The organism is Sorangium sp. So ce590 (assembly GCF_051521365.1).
Classification (GTDB): Bacteria; Myxococcota_A; Polyangia; order Polyangiales; family Polyangiaceae; genus Sorangium.
Genome location: NZ_CP150346.1, coordinates 6,473,124 through 6,488,676, shown reverse-complemented (window position 1 = coordinate 6,488,676; position 15,553 = coordinate 6,473,124). Strand labels below are relative to the sequence as shown.

General features: G+C 72.2%; 12 protein-coding genes. 6 read left to right on the top strand and 6 right to left on the bottom strand.

The window, feature by feature from the left end; translation table 11 throughout:
- Window positions 1–50: 50 nt before the first annotated feature.
- From WMF28_RS24085 to WMF28_RS24065, 5 genes are all read left to right on the top strand, one after another.
- Window positions 51–1,463 carry a homoserine dehydrogenase gene (locus WMF28_RS24085; RefSeq protein ID WP_437595637.1) on the top strand — a complete coding sequence of 471 codons (1,413 nt, stop codon included), beginning with the start codon at window positions 51–53 and terminating at the stop codon, window positions 1,461–1,463.
- The gene (gene murI / locus WMF28_RS24080; protein ID WP_437595636.1) at window positions 1,460–2,389 is read left to right on the top strand and encodes a glutamate racemase; all 930 of its coding nucleotides are present in this window, start codon (window positions 1,460–1,462) and stop codon (window positions 2,387–2,389) included. Before WMF28_RS24085 ends, murI begins: the two co-directional genes overlap by 4 nt.
- Before the next feature lie 52 nt (window positions 2,390–2,441).
- Window positions 2,442–3,626, top strand: coding sequence for a chorismate synthase (aroC, locus tag WMF28_RS24075; RefSeq protein ID WP_437595635.1), 1,185 nt, complete (start codon window positions 2,442–2,444; stop codon window positions 3,624–3,626).
- 5 nt (window positions 3,627–3,631) lie between these two features.
- The gene (gene aroB, locus WMF28_RS24070) at window positions 3,632–5,242 is read left to right on the top strand and encodes a 3-dehydroquinate synthase (RefSeq protein WP_437595634.1); all 1,611 of its coding nucleotides are present in this window, start codon (window positions 3,632–3,634) and stop codon (window positions 5,240–5,242) included.
- A 444-nt stretch (window positions 5,243–5,686) separates the two neighbouring features.
- Window positions 5,687–6,040 carry a response regulator transcription factor gene (locus WMF28_RS24065; protein ID WP_437595633.1) on the top strand — a complete coding sequence of 118 codons (354 nt, stop codon included), beginning with the start codon at window positions 5,687–5,689 and terminating at the stop codon, window positions 6,038–6,040.
- 76 nt (window positions 6,041–6,116) lie between these two features.
- On the opposite strand, the gene WMF28_RS24060 is transcribed toward WMF28_RS24065, so the two are convergent.
- From WMF28_RS24060 to WMF28_RS24050, 3 genes are all read right to left on the bottom strand, one after another.
- Complete coding sequence (locus tag WMF28_RS24060; RefSeq protein WP_437595632.1) at window positions 6,117–7,502, bottom strand: IS4 family transposase; 1,386 nt, start codon at window positions 7,500–7,502, stop codon at window positions 6,117–6,119.
- Window positions 7,503–8,005: 503 nt separating this feature from the next.
- Entirely contained in the window at window positions 8,006–8,752 is a 747-nt protein-coding gene (locus WMF28_RS24055; protein ID WP_437595630.1) for a TenA family transcriptional regulator, read from the bottom strand.
- 299 nt (window positions 8,753–9,051) lie between these two features.
- On the bottom strand, window positions 9,052–9,657 hold the full coding sequence (locus WMF28_RS24050) for a hypothetical protein (protein ID WP_437595629.1): 606 nt from the start codon (window positions 9,655–9,657) through the stop codon (window positions 9,052–9,054).
- A 477-nt stretch (window positions 9,658–10,134) separates the two neighbouring features.
- Between WMF28_RS24050 and WMF28_RS24045 the strand changes: the two genes are divergently transcribed.
- The gene (locus tag WMF28_RS24045) at window positions 10,135–10,911 is read left to right on the top strand and encodes a chlorite dismutase family protein (RefSeq protein WP_437595628.1); all 777 of its coding nucleotides are present in this window, start codon (window positions 10,135–10,137) and stop codon (window positions 10,909–10,911) included.
- Window positions 10,912–10,920: 9 nt separating this feature from the next.
- On the opposite strand, the gene WMF28_RS24040 is transcribed toward WMF28_RS24045, so the two are convergent.
- The 3 genes from WMF28_RS24040 to rlmN form a co-directional block, all read right to left on the bottom strand.
- The gene (locus WMF28_RS24040; RefSeq protein WP_437595627.1) at window positions 10,921–12,699 is read right to left on the bottom strand and encodes a phospho-sugar mutase; all 1,779 of its coding nucleotides are present in this window, start codon (window positions 12,697–12,699) and stop codon (window positions 10,921–10,923) included.
- 104 nt (window positions 12,700–12,803) lie between these two features.
- Window positions 12,804–14,204, bottom strand: a complete 1,401-nt coding sequence (locus WMF28_RS24035) for an acetyl-CoA carboxylase biotin carboxylase subunit (protein ID WP_437595626.1) — start codon at window positions 14,202–14,204, stop codon at window positions 12,804–12,806.
- 157 nt (window positions 14,205–14,361) lie between these two features.
- A complete protein-coding gene (rlmN, locus tag WMF28_RS24030; RefSeq protein WP_437595625.1) occupies window positions 14,362–15,525 on the bottom strand; it encodes a 23S rRNA (adenine(2503)-C(2))-methyltransferase RlmN in 1,164 nt (387 codons plus the stop codon).
- Window positions 15,526–15,553: the final 28 nt, after the last annotated feature.

Here is a 15,553-nt window from a genome sequence, read left to right as displayed (position 1 = left end):
CGCAGCATAGGCGTCACCTCTCGGCGCGAGAAGCGCTAAGCTCCGCGCGCATGAAGACGGAAGGCGCCTCGCCCCTGAACTTGAACCCTGAACCCCACGCCGCCAGCGATCGCAGGCGCCTGCGTGGCGGCGCCCCCATCCAGATCGGGCTCCTCGGCTGCGGGACGGTCGGGGGCGGCGTCCTCCGCCTCCTCGCCGAGAACTCCGGCTACCTGGCGGAGCGCGCCGGCGTGCCCCTCGTTGTGAAGCGCGTGGTCGTGCGCGACCTCGAGAAGGAGCGCGTCGCGGCCCTGGATCGCGGCCTGCTCTCCACGAAGCCCGAGGACGTTGTCGACGACCCCGCGATCGACGTCGTCGTCGAGGTGATGGGCGGCGATACGCCCGCGCGCGCGCTGATCGAGCGCGCCATCGATCGCGGCAAGGGCGTGGTCACCGCGAACAAGCTGCTGCTCGCCGCCCACGGCCCCGCGCTCCTCGCGCGGGCCGCGTCGCGCCAGGTCGACCTCGCGTTCGAGGGGGCGGTCGGCGGCGGCATCCCGATCATCCGGACGCTCCGCGACGCGTTCGCGAGCGACTGGGTCGAGCGCGTCACCGCGATCTTGAACGGCACCTGCAACTACATCCTCACGCGCATGCGCGACACGGGGTCGTCGTTCGACGTCGCGCTGCGCGAGGCGCAGGAGCTCGGCTACGCCGAGGCCGACCCGACGCTCGACGTCGACGGCCATGACGCGGCGCACAAGCTGATCGTGCTGGCGATGCTCGCCTTCGGGGCGCAGGTCGACAGCGCCGACGTGCCCACGTCCGGGATCCGCACCATCGAGGAGGCCGACCACCGCTACGCCGATCGGTTCGGCTACACGATCAAGCACCTCGCGATCGGCCGCGACCTCGGCGACTCCATCGAGCTACGCGTGCACCCCACGCTGATCCCGAAGCAGAGCGTGCTCGCCAACGTCTCCGGCGTGCTCAACGCCGTGCTCCTCGAGGGGCGCGCCGTCGGTCCGTCGCTCGTCTACGGCCGCGGCGCCGGCGACCTGCCGACCGCGGTCAGCGTCGTCTCCGACATCCTCGACGTCGCGCGCTCGATCGCCTCGGGCGTCGCGGGCATGCAGGGCCGCGGCATGTCGATCAAGCCCCGCCCGGTCCGTCCGCTCAGCGAGACCGTCTCGCGGTACTACCTGCGCTTCGCGGTCGAGGACCGCCCGGGCGTCATGGGTCGCCTCGCCGGCGCGCTCGGCGACGCCGGCGTCAGCATCGAGCAGATCGTGCAGCAGGGGCCGACCAAGGGGAGCTCGGGCGCGGCGTCCGCGGGCGGCCCGGCGGCCCGCGAGCCCGCGGTCGACGTGGTGCTCATCACGCACGACGCGCCGGAGGGGCTCGTGCGGGGCGCGATCGACGCGGTCGCGCGCGAGCACTTCCTCCGCGAGCCGGTGCACCTCTTCCGCATCGAGGAGCCGTGACGTCCCAGCGCGACGCGCCGCTCGGCGTGTTCGACTCGGGCCTCGGCGGCCTCACGGTCGTGCGCGCGCTGCGCCGGCGCTGCCCGGCGGAGGACATCGTCTACCTCGGCGACACGGCGCGCGTCCCGTACGGCACCCGGTCGCCCGAGACGGTGGTCCGCTACGCGCTCGGCTGCGCCCGCGTGCTCATCGGGCGCGGCGTCAAGGCGATCGTCGTCGCGTGCAACACGGTGAGCGCCGTCGCGATCGATATGCTCCGGGTCGAGCTCGATCTGCCCGTCCTCGGGGTCATCCTGCCCGGCGCGCGCGCCGCCGTCGCCGCGTCGCGCGGCGCCACGATCGGCGTGCTCGGGACGGCCGGGACCATCGCGTCGGGCGCTTATCCCCGCGCCGTGGCGTCGCTCAGCACCCGCACCGAGGTCGCCGGCCAGGCGGCCCCGCTGCTCGTCTCGCTGGCGGAGGAGGGCTGGGTCGAGGGCGAGGTCCCGCGGCTCGTCGCGCGGCGCTACCTGGAGCCGCTCATCGGCGCGGGCGCCCGCTCTGTCGTGCTCGGGTGCACGCACTTCCCGCTCCTCCGCTCCGCGATCGAGGCCGAGGCGGCGGCGCTGGCCGGCGGCCCTCTCCCCATCGTGGACAGCGCGTCGGCGACCGCGGAGGACGTGGCGTCGTTCCTCGCCGAGCGGGGGCTCGCCACGTCCCGGACTGCGCCGGGCAGCCTCGCGCTGCTCGTCACCGACCTGCCGAAGAGCTTCGCCGCGGTGGCGACCCGGTTCCTGGGCGAGCCGATCGTCGGAGGCGCCGGTCGATCCCCGACCCACGTTGACGCGGACGGCGCGGGCCGGTCTCTGACCCCGATCGAAGCGGAAAACGACGGCGCGGGCCGTTCCTCCACCCAGGGCGTCGACGTGGAGCAGATCGACCTGTAATACGCAGCAAGCTTGGCCCGGAGCTCCGGGCGCAGAGGAGGTTTTCCACACGATGACGCAGCTCAGGTGGCTTTCGGCCGGCGAGTCGCACGGGCCGGAGCTCGTGGCGACCGTCGAGGGTATTCCGGCGGGCCTGCCGCTCCTCGCGGAGGACGTCGACGAGGATCTGGCGCGGCGCCAGCGCGGCTACGGGCGCGGCGGGCGGATGAAGATCGAGACCGATCGCGTCCGCCTCGTCGCCGGCGTGCGCGGCGGCGAGACGCTCGGCGGCCCCATCGCCATGGTGATCGAGAACCGCGATCACGCGAGCTGGGCCGGGCGGATGGGCCCCGAGCCGTTCCCCGAGCCGCCCGAGGCGCTGACCCGCCCGCGCCCGGGGCACGCGGATCTGGCGGGCGGCCTGAAGTATGCCCGGCGGGACCTGCGCGACGTGCTCGAGCGGGCGAGCGCGCGCGAGACCGCCGCGCGGGTCGCGGTGGGCGGCGTCTGCCGCAAGCTCCTCCGGTCGGTCGGCGTCGAGGTCTTCGCCCACGTCCTCTCGATCGGCCCGGTCCAGGCGCAGACCTCCGCGGCCTCCGGGACCGGCGAGCTCCCGCTCACCGAGCTCCGCGAGCGCGCCCGCGCCTCCGACCTCGCGTGCGTCGACGCCGCGGCCGCGCAGGCGATGCGCGACGCCATCCGCGAGGCCGCGCACCGCGGCGACACGCTCGGTGGCGTCTTCGAGGTGATCGCCACCGGCCTGCCGCCCGGGCTCGGGAGCCACGTGCAGTGGGACCGCAAGCTCGACGGCCGGCTCGCGCAGGCGCTGATGAGCATCCAGGCGATCAAGGGCGTCGAGATCGGCATCGGCTTCGAGGCCGCGCGCATCTCGGGCTCCGAGGTGCACGACCCGATCGCGTACGACCAGGGGTCGCACGCCTTCACCCGCCCGTCGAACCGCGCCGGCGGCCTCGAGGGCGGCATCACGAACGGCATGCCGCTCATCTGCCGCGCCGCCATGAAGCCGATCGCCACGCTCAAGCGCGCGCTCCCCTCGGTCGACGTGCGCACCAAGGAGCAGTTCGACGCCGCCTTCGAGCGGAGCGACGTCTGCGCCGTCGCGGCCGCCTCGGTCGTCGGCGAGGCGATGGTGGCGATCACGCTCGCCGCCGCCCTGCTCGAGAAGTTCGGCGGCGACAGCCTCACCGAGCTCTCGCGCAACGTCGACAGCTACCTCCAGCAGGTCCGCTCTTACTGAAGGCCATGGCACTCCACCCCGACGCACCTCCGCTCCTGCTCACCGGCTTCATGGGGGCCGGCAAGTCCACCGTGGGCCGCATCGCCGCCGCGCGCGCGGGCCTCCCGTTCATCGACCTGGACGACGCCATCGCGGCCGAGGCCGGCGAGAGCGTGCCGTCGCTCTTCGCCGCGCGCGGCGAGGCGAGCTTCCGCGCGCTCGAGGCGGCGACCCTGCGCCGGCTCCTCGCGACGCGGGGCCCGCGCGTCATCGCCCTCGGCGGCGGCGCCCTGGTCGATCCCGCGCTCCGCCTCGAGGCGCTCGAGCGCGGCTGCGTCGTCGCGCTCAGCGCGTCCCCGCGCACGATCGCCGCGCGCACGCCGGGCGGCACCCGCCCGCTGCTCGACGGCGCGCCGGATCGGGAGGCGCGCATCCGCGAGCTCCTGACGGCGCGCGCGCCCGTCTACGCCGAGGCCCACGCGCGCGTCGTGACGGACGGCGTCTCCCCGGAGGACGTCGCCGCGCGCGTCCTCCGCGCCTACGCGGATCGCCCGCTCTTCGTGCCGTTCGGCGAGAAGAGCTACGCGGTGCGCATCGCCTCCGACGGGGCGGCGTCCACGGCCGACGCCGTCGCCGCGCTCGCGCCGTCGTCGGTCTTCGTCGTCACGGACGAGAACGTGAGCCGCCTCTGGGGCGCGCCGCTGCTCGCCGCGCTCGCGGCGCGGGGGAAGCCGGCCGCGGCGGTCACGGTGCTGACGCCCGGCGAGGAGCACAAGCGGCTCGCGGCCGTCGAGGCGGCGCTCACGGCGATGATCGACGCGGGGGCCGATCGCGACGCGGTGGTGCTCGCGCAGGGCGGGGGCGTGGTGACCGACATCGGCGGCTTCGCTGCGTCCACGCTCCTCCGCGGTGTTCGCTGGGTCGCGGCGCCGACCACGCTGCTCTCGATGGTCGACGCCTCGGTCGGCGGCAAGACCGGGGTCGACCTCGGCCCCGCGAAGAACGCCGTCGGCACCTTCCACCAGCCGTCAGCCGTCGTCGCGAGCCCGGCGGCGCTCGCGACCGAGACCGACCGCGCCTACCGGAGCGGGCTCGCCGAGGTGGTGAAGTCGGCCTGCATCGGCGATCCGGAGCTGCACGCGCTGCTCGAGCGCGAGGCCGACCGTGTCCTCGCGCGCGACCCCGGCCTGCTCGCCGAGATCATCCGCCGCTCGATCGCCGTGAAGGCGGCCATCGTCACCCGGGACGAGCGCGAGTCGGGCGACCGCGCCCTCCTCAACCTCGGCCACACGCTCGGGCACGCCCTCGAGGCGGAGGGTGGGTTCGTCCGGCTGGCCCACGGCGAGGCGGTGTCGCTCGGCATGGTGGCCATGCTCCGCGTCGGCTGCTCGCTCGGCGTGACCGACCGCGCGGCGGCCGACCGGGTGATCCGCCTGCTCGACCGGCTCGGGTTGCCCACCCGGATCGAGGACGAGCCGGTCTCCGCCGCGCTGCGCTTCCTGTCGCTCGACAAGAAGCGCCGCGGCTCGTCGGTCCGGGCGGTGCTGATGCGCGACATCGGCAGCACGTTCGTGGAGCCGATGCCGCTCGACCGCCTCGCGTCGCTGCTCGAGCGCGCGGCGGCGGGCCCCGCCTGAACCCCCGCGATCCCGTCGGTTTCCGGCCGGGTGCTGCGCTCACGCCCGGGGCGCTCCCTTACCGGGCGTGATACGCGCTCTCGGACCTTGCCGGGCGCGATGCGCCGCTCGGGGAGCGCTCCGGGCGGCGCGGGCGCGGGCAGGTCGGCCTTCTTTTCCGCGGAGCGCCTGGCAAGAGCGGTGTTGACATCGGCGCCGCCGGCTCTCACTCTCACACGCGTCACGCGGTGTGCCCGGGACTGCCCAGCTCCTGGTGGCGCCCGTGCGGCGCCGCGCACCCTTGTTGCGCGGGCCGCCGGCGCACGCGGCGATTGTACTGACGGTGAAGAAAATTGATGGGTTTCCGATGTGCTGGAAAAAAATCCCGGGACACGGCCCCCGTCGTCCGCTTCGCGCTACTCTTTCCCGGCGCAGATGGTGACCGCGACAAAAAAGCGAGTTTTGGTGGTGGAGGACGAGGAGGACACGGCGGCGATGATCGCCCGGTTCCTCAGCGACGAGTTCGACACCGTGATCGCGACGAACGGGGTCGAGGGTCTGGCGCTGGCCCAGCAGGAGCCGCGGCCGGATCTGGTGATCGTGGACATCATGATGCCGAAGCTCGACGGGGTGACGATGACGAAGCGGCTCCGCGAGAACGAGCCGATGCGCCGCGTGCCGATCATCTTCCTGACCGCGAAGTCGGATCCGATGGACGTCATCGCCGGCATCCAGGCCGGTGCTCGTCACTACATCACGAAGCCCTTCGTGCTCGACGATCTCAAGAAAAAGGTCCGCAAAGCCGTCTACGGCCGCTAGAGCGGGGCTCGCCCGCTTCGGATACGGGCCCATCTCGGCGTTTTCGGTGCTCGGCGTACTCTCGTCTCAGGATTGATCATATTTCCCCCTCCTTCTTCGCGGCGCTCCAGCCCTGGACGAGGATGAGGAGTTGCTCGTAGCCACGCCCCAAGGTCTGCCAGCCGGGCTCGCCGTTTCTCCGGAGGTGTCCGCCGAGCGCGGCGATCGCCAGGAAGGCATCGCGGGCCGTGGCGTTGTCGGGGAGCGGCTTGCGGGCGAAGACCCGCAGCACGTCGAGTTGGGTGGGCGTGAGCACGGCGCTCGCCGGCTGCTCTGGAGCGCGCCGGGCCTCGCTGCGCAGCAGCAGCAACTGCCAGGCGATGGGAGCGAAGAGCGCCAGCACGTTGCGCAAGCCGTGCAGGTCTTCGATCTGGCGCTTTTCGTAGGCGCATCCGGTCTTCAGGGCCTTGAAGAACTCCTCCACCATCCAGCGCGCGCGGTACCAGTCGACCAACTGGGCCAGCTGCTCATCGGACTCGACCGGCTCGCTCGTCAGCAGCACCCACTCGACGGGCGCCTCGCCCGGTGGCGGCTCGAGCTCCCAGACGCGTACGACCTGGAGCGAGAGCGTCGCAGGCAGCTCGCGCGGCTGGGATCTCGGTCGCCGTAGCGTCACGCGCGTGCTTCCGAGGGCCAGCTTCGCCAAGCGTCCGGCGCGCGAGGGATGCAGGCGTTTCTGCTGAGGGCTGCGGTTGCCTGCCGGCCTTAAGGAAAGCTCCACCTCGCGCACGGCTACCGCTCGGACGGGTGCGAGCGCCTGCTCGAGCTTCGCCTCCTCTCCGGAGGCCGTCGCCTGCACGAGGCGATTGTGGGCGAGTCGGATCACGAACCGATGCCCTGCGCTCAGCAGCTGAGCGAACAGGCCGTAGTCGTCGCCTTCGCGATCCATGACGTGCACCAAGGGCTGAGGAGCGCAGCCCAGGGCCGCGACTCGCTCCACCTGCTCTCCCCAGCGGTCGTGCTCGTTGCCCGTCGTGCGGTCGTCGCGCACGTGCGTGCTCAGATCGAGCACGCCGAGCGGGCGGCGCGTTCCATCGCCGCTGACCGCCAAGGTGAAGTGGGCGAAGAACGTCTGCCCAGAGGACCGCAGACGGCCGAGCCCCTGCCGCTGGCCGTCGGAGCGGAACGAGAGGGTCGTGGTGTCATGGATGGCGAGCACGACCGGCTCGGCCTCCATGCGCGCCAGGGTGGCGCGCACGTGGGGAGCCAGGATCGCCGCGGGCGAGACGGCGTCGTTGCCGAAGAAGCGGTACGCCGCCTCCAGCTCGCTGTCGGACAAGAGCGAGGGGAAGCGCTTGTCCGGCGCCTGCGCCAGCTTCTGCACCAGCTTGCTCTGACGCTTCGAAAGCCGCGCATCACCGAAGTGCGCTTCGCTCATCTCCTCGGCGAGTGCCGCCGCGTGCTCTGCTGCAGGTGAACCCATCCGCAGCTTTGATCACGCCGCCCAGCACACATCAAGCGAGATGTGTAGGATCCTGAGACAGGAGTACGCCTGTGTGCCGAAAACGCCGATCTGGGCCCGTCTCCTGTGCGGGCGAGCCCCGCTCTGGGATCTGGGGGGGCGTGCGGGGGCGCGGGGGGGGAGCGGGATGCGTGGGGGGCGGGGCGGTTTCTCGAGGCGTCGGCACGATGGCGGCGGGTGATCGGGCGCCGATCTATGGCCTTCATGTGAAGATGCGAGAAGATGGGTAAAGAAGAACGCTTGGGCCTATTGGCGTCTTGGACGTTTCTCGTTTCGAGCCAATCGGTCTCTGGCGTGCCACGTAGTGCCGCGCGCCAGGAACCGTGACGGCTTCCGCGTCCGGGCAGGACTGCGCGGCTGTTACCCCGTTTCCTGTTGGCTTGTCAGGAGAGCTCTTGTCTCCTTCACGGCAGGTCGAGCGCCGGTCGTACGCCGGGAGACCAGCGCCGAGGGGGCGCCCCGGGTCAGCTGCCGCCGCGGGGCGGGACGCTGCAGGACTTGAGGGCGCGCTCGAACAGCTCGAGCGAGCGCGCGACGCTCGAATTCACCCGGCGGATCTCCTCGGCCGAGGTGGTCGCGAGCTTCACGATCTCGAGCGCCTCGCGCGGGTGCGCGTCATCGTAGTTCGCATGCGCCGCGAGCCACGTCAGCGACTTGCTCCCCTCACCGTAGAGCTTGGTGAAGGCCGGCAGCACCACGCGCGACCACTCCCCCGTGATCCCCTCGATCGCATAGTTGACGGCGCCAACCGCCTCCGCGAGCGAGCCGCGGTAGGACACCGACCAGAGCCACTCGAAGAGCGACGCGACCTCCGGCGTCGGACGGTGGCTCGTGATGTCCGACATGCTGATGCCGTGCCCCGCCGCCCAGTCGAGGTACCAGCGCACATGCAGCGCCTCGACCCGGATGTTGCCGATGAGCCAGTCGCGCACCAGGAAATCGCGCGGCGTCTGGCCGTAGGTCGTCTTGGCCAGGCTGAGACCCATGTACTTCGGGAACGCCTCGACCACGCAGAAGAACTCCCGGATGAGCACGCCCCAGGTCTCGTGGTCGATCGGCTCCGTCAACGTTCGCGCAATCGGCGGCGTGTAGACCGCCGCCTTCCACTGATCGGCCAGGGACTCGATCATGTCCTCGACCCAGACCGGATGCGGCGTCGCCTTGAGGCTGTCCTTGACTTCCTTGTGCCGCTGCGAGCGAGGTGACAGCATGAAAATACCTGGAGGGTTACAGGGTCAATCTCCCTCGTACCTGCCCGCCGGTCTCCACCCCCACCACATCCCCTCAGGCTGACCGGCCAGCGGCCGTCAGGAGACGAGTCGCGGCGCGGGCACGATGCTGACCCCCACGCTCGGGGGACGAAGGAGCCAGCACGACGACCTCACCATGAGAGGCTTCGTGTACATATGTGTCCCGCCTGCATCCAGTTTGGATCAGGGCGAAGGAACAAGTCAATAGGCAAACGAGGGCGCCGGCAAGACGACGGGAAGACCGAGCTCCCTCAGGTCGTTCACCATACCACCTCGGAGAGGCACTCGGTGGCGCCGCGGAACCGGCACCGCTGGTGCGTCACCTTGGGGGTGGACGCGCCGCACAGGAGCAGCGCCTGCTCGACCCAGCCGCAGACGCCGTCTCCGCAGTTCATCGCCGAGGGCCCCTCGTCGTCCCCCGTCGGGCCCGTGATGGTCAGCATCCACTCCCGCGGCTTCACCATGCGCGGGAAGACCTTGCCGGCGTCGAAATAGCGCGACCAGAACATTCCAGTGCGGGCGACGATCGTGTCGGGCATGGCGATCGAGAGCGCGAACTTCAACACCGTATTGAGGTCGCGGTCCGCGACGTAGCGAGCAAACCGCTTGATCTCGGCGGCCTGGTCGTTCGCTGTCCGCACGTGCGTTCGCAGGGCCCGGTTCCAGACGCCGATCGGGTACCAGCTGCTCGCCAGCAGCGGCTGATAAAGTACGTCCCGGTCTGACTTGGGCAGCGAGGTCACCAGCCGCTCCCAGGCTCCGGCGTCGCGGTTCGTATTGACGAACGACCGGAGGTTGACCAGCAACGTTCCTTTGCACTTGCCGGGGGGGATCGAGGACTTGCTCTTCGTATCGTGCGTCTTCATCGCGGCGAACCTACGGCGGGGAAGCCCCGGCGAAGCCGAGCCCGATCGCGGGCGGAGGCGCGTGCAACCTCGGGCGGGAAGCTCTTCCCGGGAGCACATCGTCGGGGCAACTCCAGGAGTCGTGGTTGTACCTTGCAGGGGAGCGTGAGTCGGGCTCGATGGCAAGAGATGATTGGCAGGAGCAGGCGCGCGACACGAGCCGCCGCGGCCCTGGGCAAGCTCACACCGTTGTCCAGCTCTCCTTTCGACCCGAGAGGCCATACCTCAGGGAGGCACCATCGGCGTCGGGGGTGGGTAAATGTGTAATGCGCATCACGCGCCTTCGCACGGCGGGCTCGACCGGACGAGCGAGCCGCAACCCGGGAGGGACGAGCGGACCGCAACCCGGGAGGGGAGCGGACCGCAACCCGGGACGAGCGGCGGGGGTGCTGCGCCTCGCAGTTGCCGTCCTCCGCGAACCTCGGTACCCCTATGCCCATGAGCGAATCCACGACGGGCCGGCCCGGCGCCGGGCACGCGGAGCCGGAGCTGCCGCATATCGACGTAACCGAGCGGGGGGCGCCGCGCGACGGGCGGCCGCAGGTCATCGACCGCCGGCTGTTCATGCAGTTGCTCGTGTTCCGCTGCCCCGGCGCCGCCGATCCGGCGGAGCTGACCGCCGCGGTCGGCCAGGCGCTTTCATCCCAGCGCATCGGCGCGGTCGTCTACGAGGATATCAGCGATCCGCGCGGGATCGCGGTGCTCACGTGGGCGGAGGACCCGGCCGTCTTCGTTCAGACGGTCCGGCCGGCGCTCAACCGCGGCGAGCTCCGCGCCCTGGAGCTTCGCCCCGATTTCACGATGCTGGGGCGCACGTACTCGACCGGCTACGAGCAGGACCTCGACTACTGGCTGCTCCGGCGCCCGTTCGAGACCGTCCTCAACCCCGCCTGGCCCTGGGCGGTGTGGTACCCGCTGCGCCGCAGCGGCGGCTTTGCCAAGCTCGAAGGGCGCGAGCAGGGGAGCATCCTGCGCGAGCACGGCACCATCGGCCGCGCCTACGGCGCACAGGACCTCGCTCACGACGTCCGCCTCGCATGCTACGGCCTCGACGCCCGCGACAACGAGTTCGTGATCGGGCTCGTCGGCAAGGAGCTCCACCCGCTCTCGCACATCGTGCAGGCGATGCGAAAGACCCGGCAGACCGCGGAGTTCATCAGCCAGATGGGCCCGTTCTTCGTCGGCCGCGCCGCCTTCCGCAGCCCCGGCGGCTGAAGGGGCCCGTCAGCCGATGCCGGCGAGGGCCGAGAACGCCCTCGCCAGCGCGTCGAGCCGCGCCGCCGCGCGGGCCTCGACGTCGCCCAGCGGCTCGCCCGCGGCGACCGCCTCGCGCACGTCGACGTAGAACTTGATCTTCGGCTCGGTGCCGCTCGGGCGCGCGATGATCCGGCTGCCGCCGTCGAGCTCGTACACGAGCACGTTGCTCGGGGGCAGGACGAGCGGCTCGGTCCGGCCGTCGCTCAAGGTGCGCGTGTGCGCCTCGAAATCGCGCCACGCCGTCACGGGGACGCCGCCGATGTCGGCCGGCGGGCTCTTCCGCAGCGCGTCCATGATCGCGGCGATCTTTTCGACCCCGTCGACGCCGCGCAGCGTGTAGGAGCGCTGCCCGCTCACATAGAGGCCATGCTTGCGGTGGATCGCCTCGAGCTCGTCGAGCAGCGTCTTGCCCTCGGCCTTGCGCACCGCCGCGAGCTCGGCGAGCACCGCCGCGGCGCTGATGCCGTCCTTGTCGCGCACGAGCGGGCCGATCGTGTAGCCGAGCGCCTCCTCGAACCCGAACACGAAGCGGGCGCCGGTCGAGCGCTCGATGTCCATCGCCCGGTTGGCGATCCACTTGAACCCGGTCAGCGTCTCCTCGTAATGCACCCCGAGCGCCGCGGCGATCACGCCGAGCAGCGGGGTCGAGACGCAGGAGGCCAGCACGAGGCGGCGCTCGTTCGCGGCGTTCCCGGCGCGCCCCTCGGTGAGCAGGTAATGGCCGAGGAGCACGCCGACCTGGTTGCCCGTGAGCTGCACGTAATCGCCGTCAGGGCGCCGCACCGCCACGGCGAGCCGGTCGACGTCCGGATCGTTGGCGAGGACGAGATCGGCGCCCTCCTTCCTCGCGAGGGCGAACGCCAGGTCCATCGCGCCCTTCTCCTCGGGGTTCGGGAACGCGACCGTGGGGAACGCGCCGTCCGGCTCGGCCTGCTCGGGCACGCTCGTCACGCGCGTGAAGCCAGCCTCCTCGAGCGCCTTGCGGACGAGGCGGTCGCCCACCCCATGCAGCGGCGTGTAGACGATGCGCAGGCTGCGATCGCCGTCGCTCCGCACCGCGAGGCCGCGGATCGCGCGGAGGTAGCTCGGCTCGAGCTCCTCGGGGAAGTCGCGCACGAGGCCCTTCTGCCTCGCCTCGTCGAAGGGCATGCGGGGGACCTGGTCCGCCGGCGGCGAGGCGTCGATCGCCGTCGCGATGCCGGTGTCGTGCGGCGGGATGATCTGTGCGGCGTTGTCCCAGTAGACCTTGTAGCCGTTGTACTCGGGCGGGTTGTGGCTCGCCGTCACCATCACGCCCGCGGCCGCGCCGAGGTGGCCGACCGCGAACGCGGCGATCGGGGTGGGGCAGGGGACGGGCGAGAGGTGGCTCGGGATGCCGGCGGCGGCGAGGACGCAGGCGGTGTCCTCCGCGAATTCGCGGCTCATCCGGCGGGCGTCGTAGCCGACGACGACGCCGGCGCTCCGCGCCTTGTCGCCGAGCGTGGCGAGGAGATGACGGGCGAGCCCGGCGGTCGTCCGGAGGATGACGGCGCGGTTCATCCGGCTCTCGCCGGCGCCGAGGACGCCCCGGATGCCGGCGGTGCCGAACTCCAGGGGACCGGCGAAGCGCTCGGCGAGCTCGGCGCGGACGCCTTCCTCGCCCGCCCTGGCCGCGTCGATGAGCCGGCGCAGCTCGCTCTGGGTCTCCGGATCGGGGTCGTGGGCAAGCCAGCGCTCGGCGGGCTCGAGGACGAAGTCGTGGCTCACGACATCATCTTTAATTCAAGCCGGCCGCGGTTTGCACCAGGCGCACGCGCGATCCGGCGCGGGCGGCGAGCGCGACGCGCTGCCCTGGTCCGCCCGGGCCGGCGCTATCCGGCCTTCTTGCCGGCGGCGAGCGCCTCGGCGAAGTGCGTGTCGTACTGCCCGCTGCGAAAGTCGCCGTCCGCCAGGATCCGGCGGAGGAATGCGAGGTTTGTCGCGGCGGGCCCCGTCGGGCCGGTGAGCTCGATCGCCGTCTCGGCGAGCGCCCGGTCGAGGCGGGCGATCGCGTCGTCGCGCGTCGGCCCGTGGGCGATGATCTTGGCGAGCAGCGGATCGTAGAACGGCGTCACCTCGAGCCCCTCGGCGACGCCTGTCTCGATCCGCAGGTCGTCGCCCGCGGCCGGCCAGCGGAGCGCGGTGATGCGGCCGGGCTGGGGGGCGAACTTCTTCGCCGGATCCTCCGCGCAGAGACGCGCCTCGATCGCGTGGCCGCGGATCGTGTGGCCCAGGACCTCCGGCGCGAGCGGCTCGCCCGACGCGATGCGGATCTGGTGCTCGACGAGGTCGAGCCCGGTGCACATCTCGGTGACGCAGTGCTCGACCTGGAGCCGCGCGTTGACCTCGAGGAAGAAGAGCTCGCCGCTCTCGGCCGCGACGAACTCGACGGTGCCGGCGCCGACGTAGCCGGCGCTGGTCACGACCCGGAGGGCGCTGTCGAGGAGCCTCTTCCGGCGGGTCTCGCCCACGTCTCCCTCGAAGAACGCGGCGGGCGACGGGGTCTCCTCGATGATCTTCTGGTGCCGGCGCTGCGCGCTGCACTCGCGCTCGCCGAGCGCGACCGCGCCGCCCTGTCCGTCGCAGAGCACCTGCACCTCGATGTGCCGCGGGCGCTCGATGTACCGCTCCATGTACACGCGCGCGTCCCCGAACGCGGAGCGGCTGCGATCCGAGCACGTGGTGATGGCGCGGGAGAGCTTGCCCGGCTCGGTGACGACCTGCATGCCGATGCCGCCGCCGCCGCCCGCGGCCTTGACGAGCAGCGGGAAGCCGATGCTCTGGGCGGCGCGCTGGGCGGCCTCGGCGTCGATGAGGTCGATCGGGCCGCCCGTGCCGGGCGGCGGGAAGACGTTGGCGCCGCGCGCGTGATCGCGCGCGAGGATCTTGTCGCCGAAGGCGCGGAGCACCGCGGGCGGCGGGCCGATGAACGTGATGCCGGCGGCGAGGACCGCCTCGGCGAACGCCTCGTTCTCGCTGAGCAGCCCGTACCCGGGGTGGATGCCGTCGGCGCCCGTCGCGCGCGCCGCCTCGACGATCGCATGGACGACCAGGTAGCTGTCCCGGACCGGCGGCGGCCCGATGCGCACCGCCTCGTCGGCCATCGCGACGTGCGGCGCGCCCGCGTCCGCGTCGGAGTACACGGCGACCGTCGCGATCCCGAGCCGTTTGCAGGTCCGGAGGACGCGGCAGGCGATCTCTCCACGGTTGGCGACAAGGATCTTCTTCAACACGGCCGACAGCTACGCTCCCGCGCGGGGGGGCGTCAAGGCGCTCGCGGCAGGCCGCGGCCCTTCTTGCGCTGTCGGACGGGCGCGGACGGCCGTGCCTGACCCACGGCCGCCCCGGCTCGCTGGCCGGACGCACGGGCCGGGCCGAGCGCCCGCGCGATCAGCCCAGCGCGCGCCGCACCTTCGGCTTGGCGCCGAGCAGCACGAGCTGGCCGCACGCCGCCGAGACGTCGTCGCCCCGCCGCCGGCGCACGAAGCACGAGTATCCCGCCTGGGTGAGCACCTCCTGGAACGCCGCCACGCGCTCCTGGCCCGGCGGACCCAGCGAGGAGGCCTCGATCGGGTTCATCGGGATGAGGTTGATCTTCACCGGCAGCCCGCGCAGGAGCCTCGCCAGCCGGCGCGCCTCGGCCGGATCGTCGTTCTGCCCGGCGACGAGCGTGTACTCGACGGTGATGCGCCGGCGCCGGGGCAGCGGGTAGGCGCGCAGCGCCGCGAGCAGCGCGTCGAGCGGGTACTTGCGGTTGATGGGCATCAGCGCCGAGCGCGTCTCGTCGTCCGCGGCGTGCAGCGAGATCGCCAGCGCGATCTGCCCGCCGAAATCCGCGCCGAGCCGCGCGATCTCCGGGACGAGGCCCGACGTGGACACCGTGACCCGCCGCGTCGAGAGGTTGATCCCCTCCGGGTGCGTGAGCAGGCGCAGCGAGCGCGCGGTGGCCTCGTAGTTGTGGAGCGGCTCGCCCATGCCCATGTAAACGACGTTGCGGAGGGCCTCGCCCTCCTCGAGCATCGCCCGTCCGAGGAGCACCTGGCCCGCGATCTCCTCGGCCCCGAGGTGGCGCTTGAGCCCCGCCACGCCGCTCGCGCAGAACCCGCACCCCATCGCGCAGCCGACCTGCGTCGAGATGCACTGGGTGACGCGGACGCGCGGCGTCGCGCCGGCCTCCGCGTCCGCGTCGTCGTCCTCGTCGTCGGCCGCCGCCGCGTCGGCGTCGAGCTGCGCCTGCGAGCCGGGGCCCGACACCGACGGGAGGAGGACCGTCTCGATGGTCGCGCCGTCGTGGAGGCGCAGGAGCAGCTTGCGCGTGCCGTCCTCGGAGCGGTGGACCCGCTCGGGCGTCAGCACCTCGCCGAGCCCCTCCGCGGCGAGGTGCTCGCGCAGCCGCGCCGGGAGGTTCGTCATCGCCGCCGGATCCAGGATGCCGCGGCGATGGATCCAGTGGAATACCTGCTTCGCCGCGAACGACCGCTCTCCGCGGGCAGCCAGCGAGGCCGACCAGTCTTCAGGCAGGCGGGCGACAGGGTGAAGCGGGGTGGAGCGCACCTCCGTGGCGTAATGCGCGCCGCCCCGA

Coding starts and splice junctions, on each gene's coding strand:
- WMF28_RS24085 (WP_437595637.1), top strand. CDS start 51: ATGAAGACGGAAGGCGCCTCGCCCCTGAACTTGAACCCTGAACCCCAC.
- aroC (WP_437595635.1), top strand. CDS start 2,442: ATGACGCAGCTCAGGTGGCTTTCGGCCGGCGAGTCGCACGGGCCGGAG.
- aroB (WP_437595634.1), top strand. CDS start 3,632: ATGGCACTCCACCCCGACGCACCTCCGCTCCTGCTCACCGGCTTCATG.
- WMF28_RS24060 (WP_437595632.1), bottom strand. CDS start 7,502: ATGGGTTCACCTGCAGCAGAGCACGCGGCGGCACTCGCCGAGGAGATG.
- WMF28_RS24055 (WP_437595630.1), bottom strand. CDS start 8,752: ATGCTGTCACCTCGCTCGCAGCGGCACAAGGAAGTCAAGGACAGCCTC.
- WMF28_RS24050 (WP_437595629.1), bottom strand. CDS start 9,657: ATGAAGACGCACGATACGAAGAGCAAGTCCTCGATCCCCCCCGGCAAG.
- WMF28_RS24045 (WP_437595628.1), top strand. CDS start 10,135: ATGAGCGAATCCACGACGGGCCGGCCCGGCGCCGGGCACGCGGAGCCG.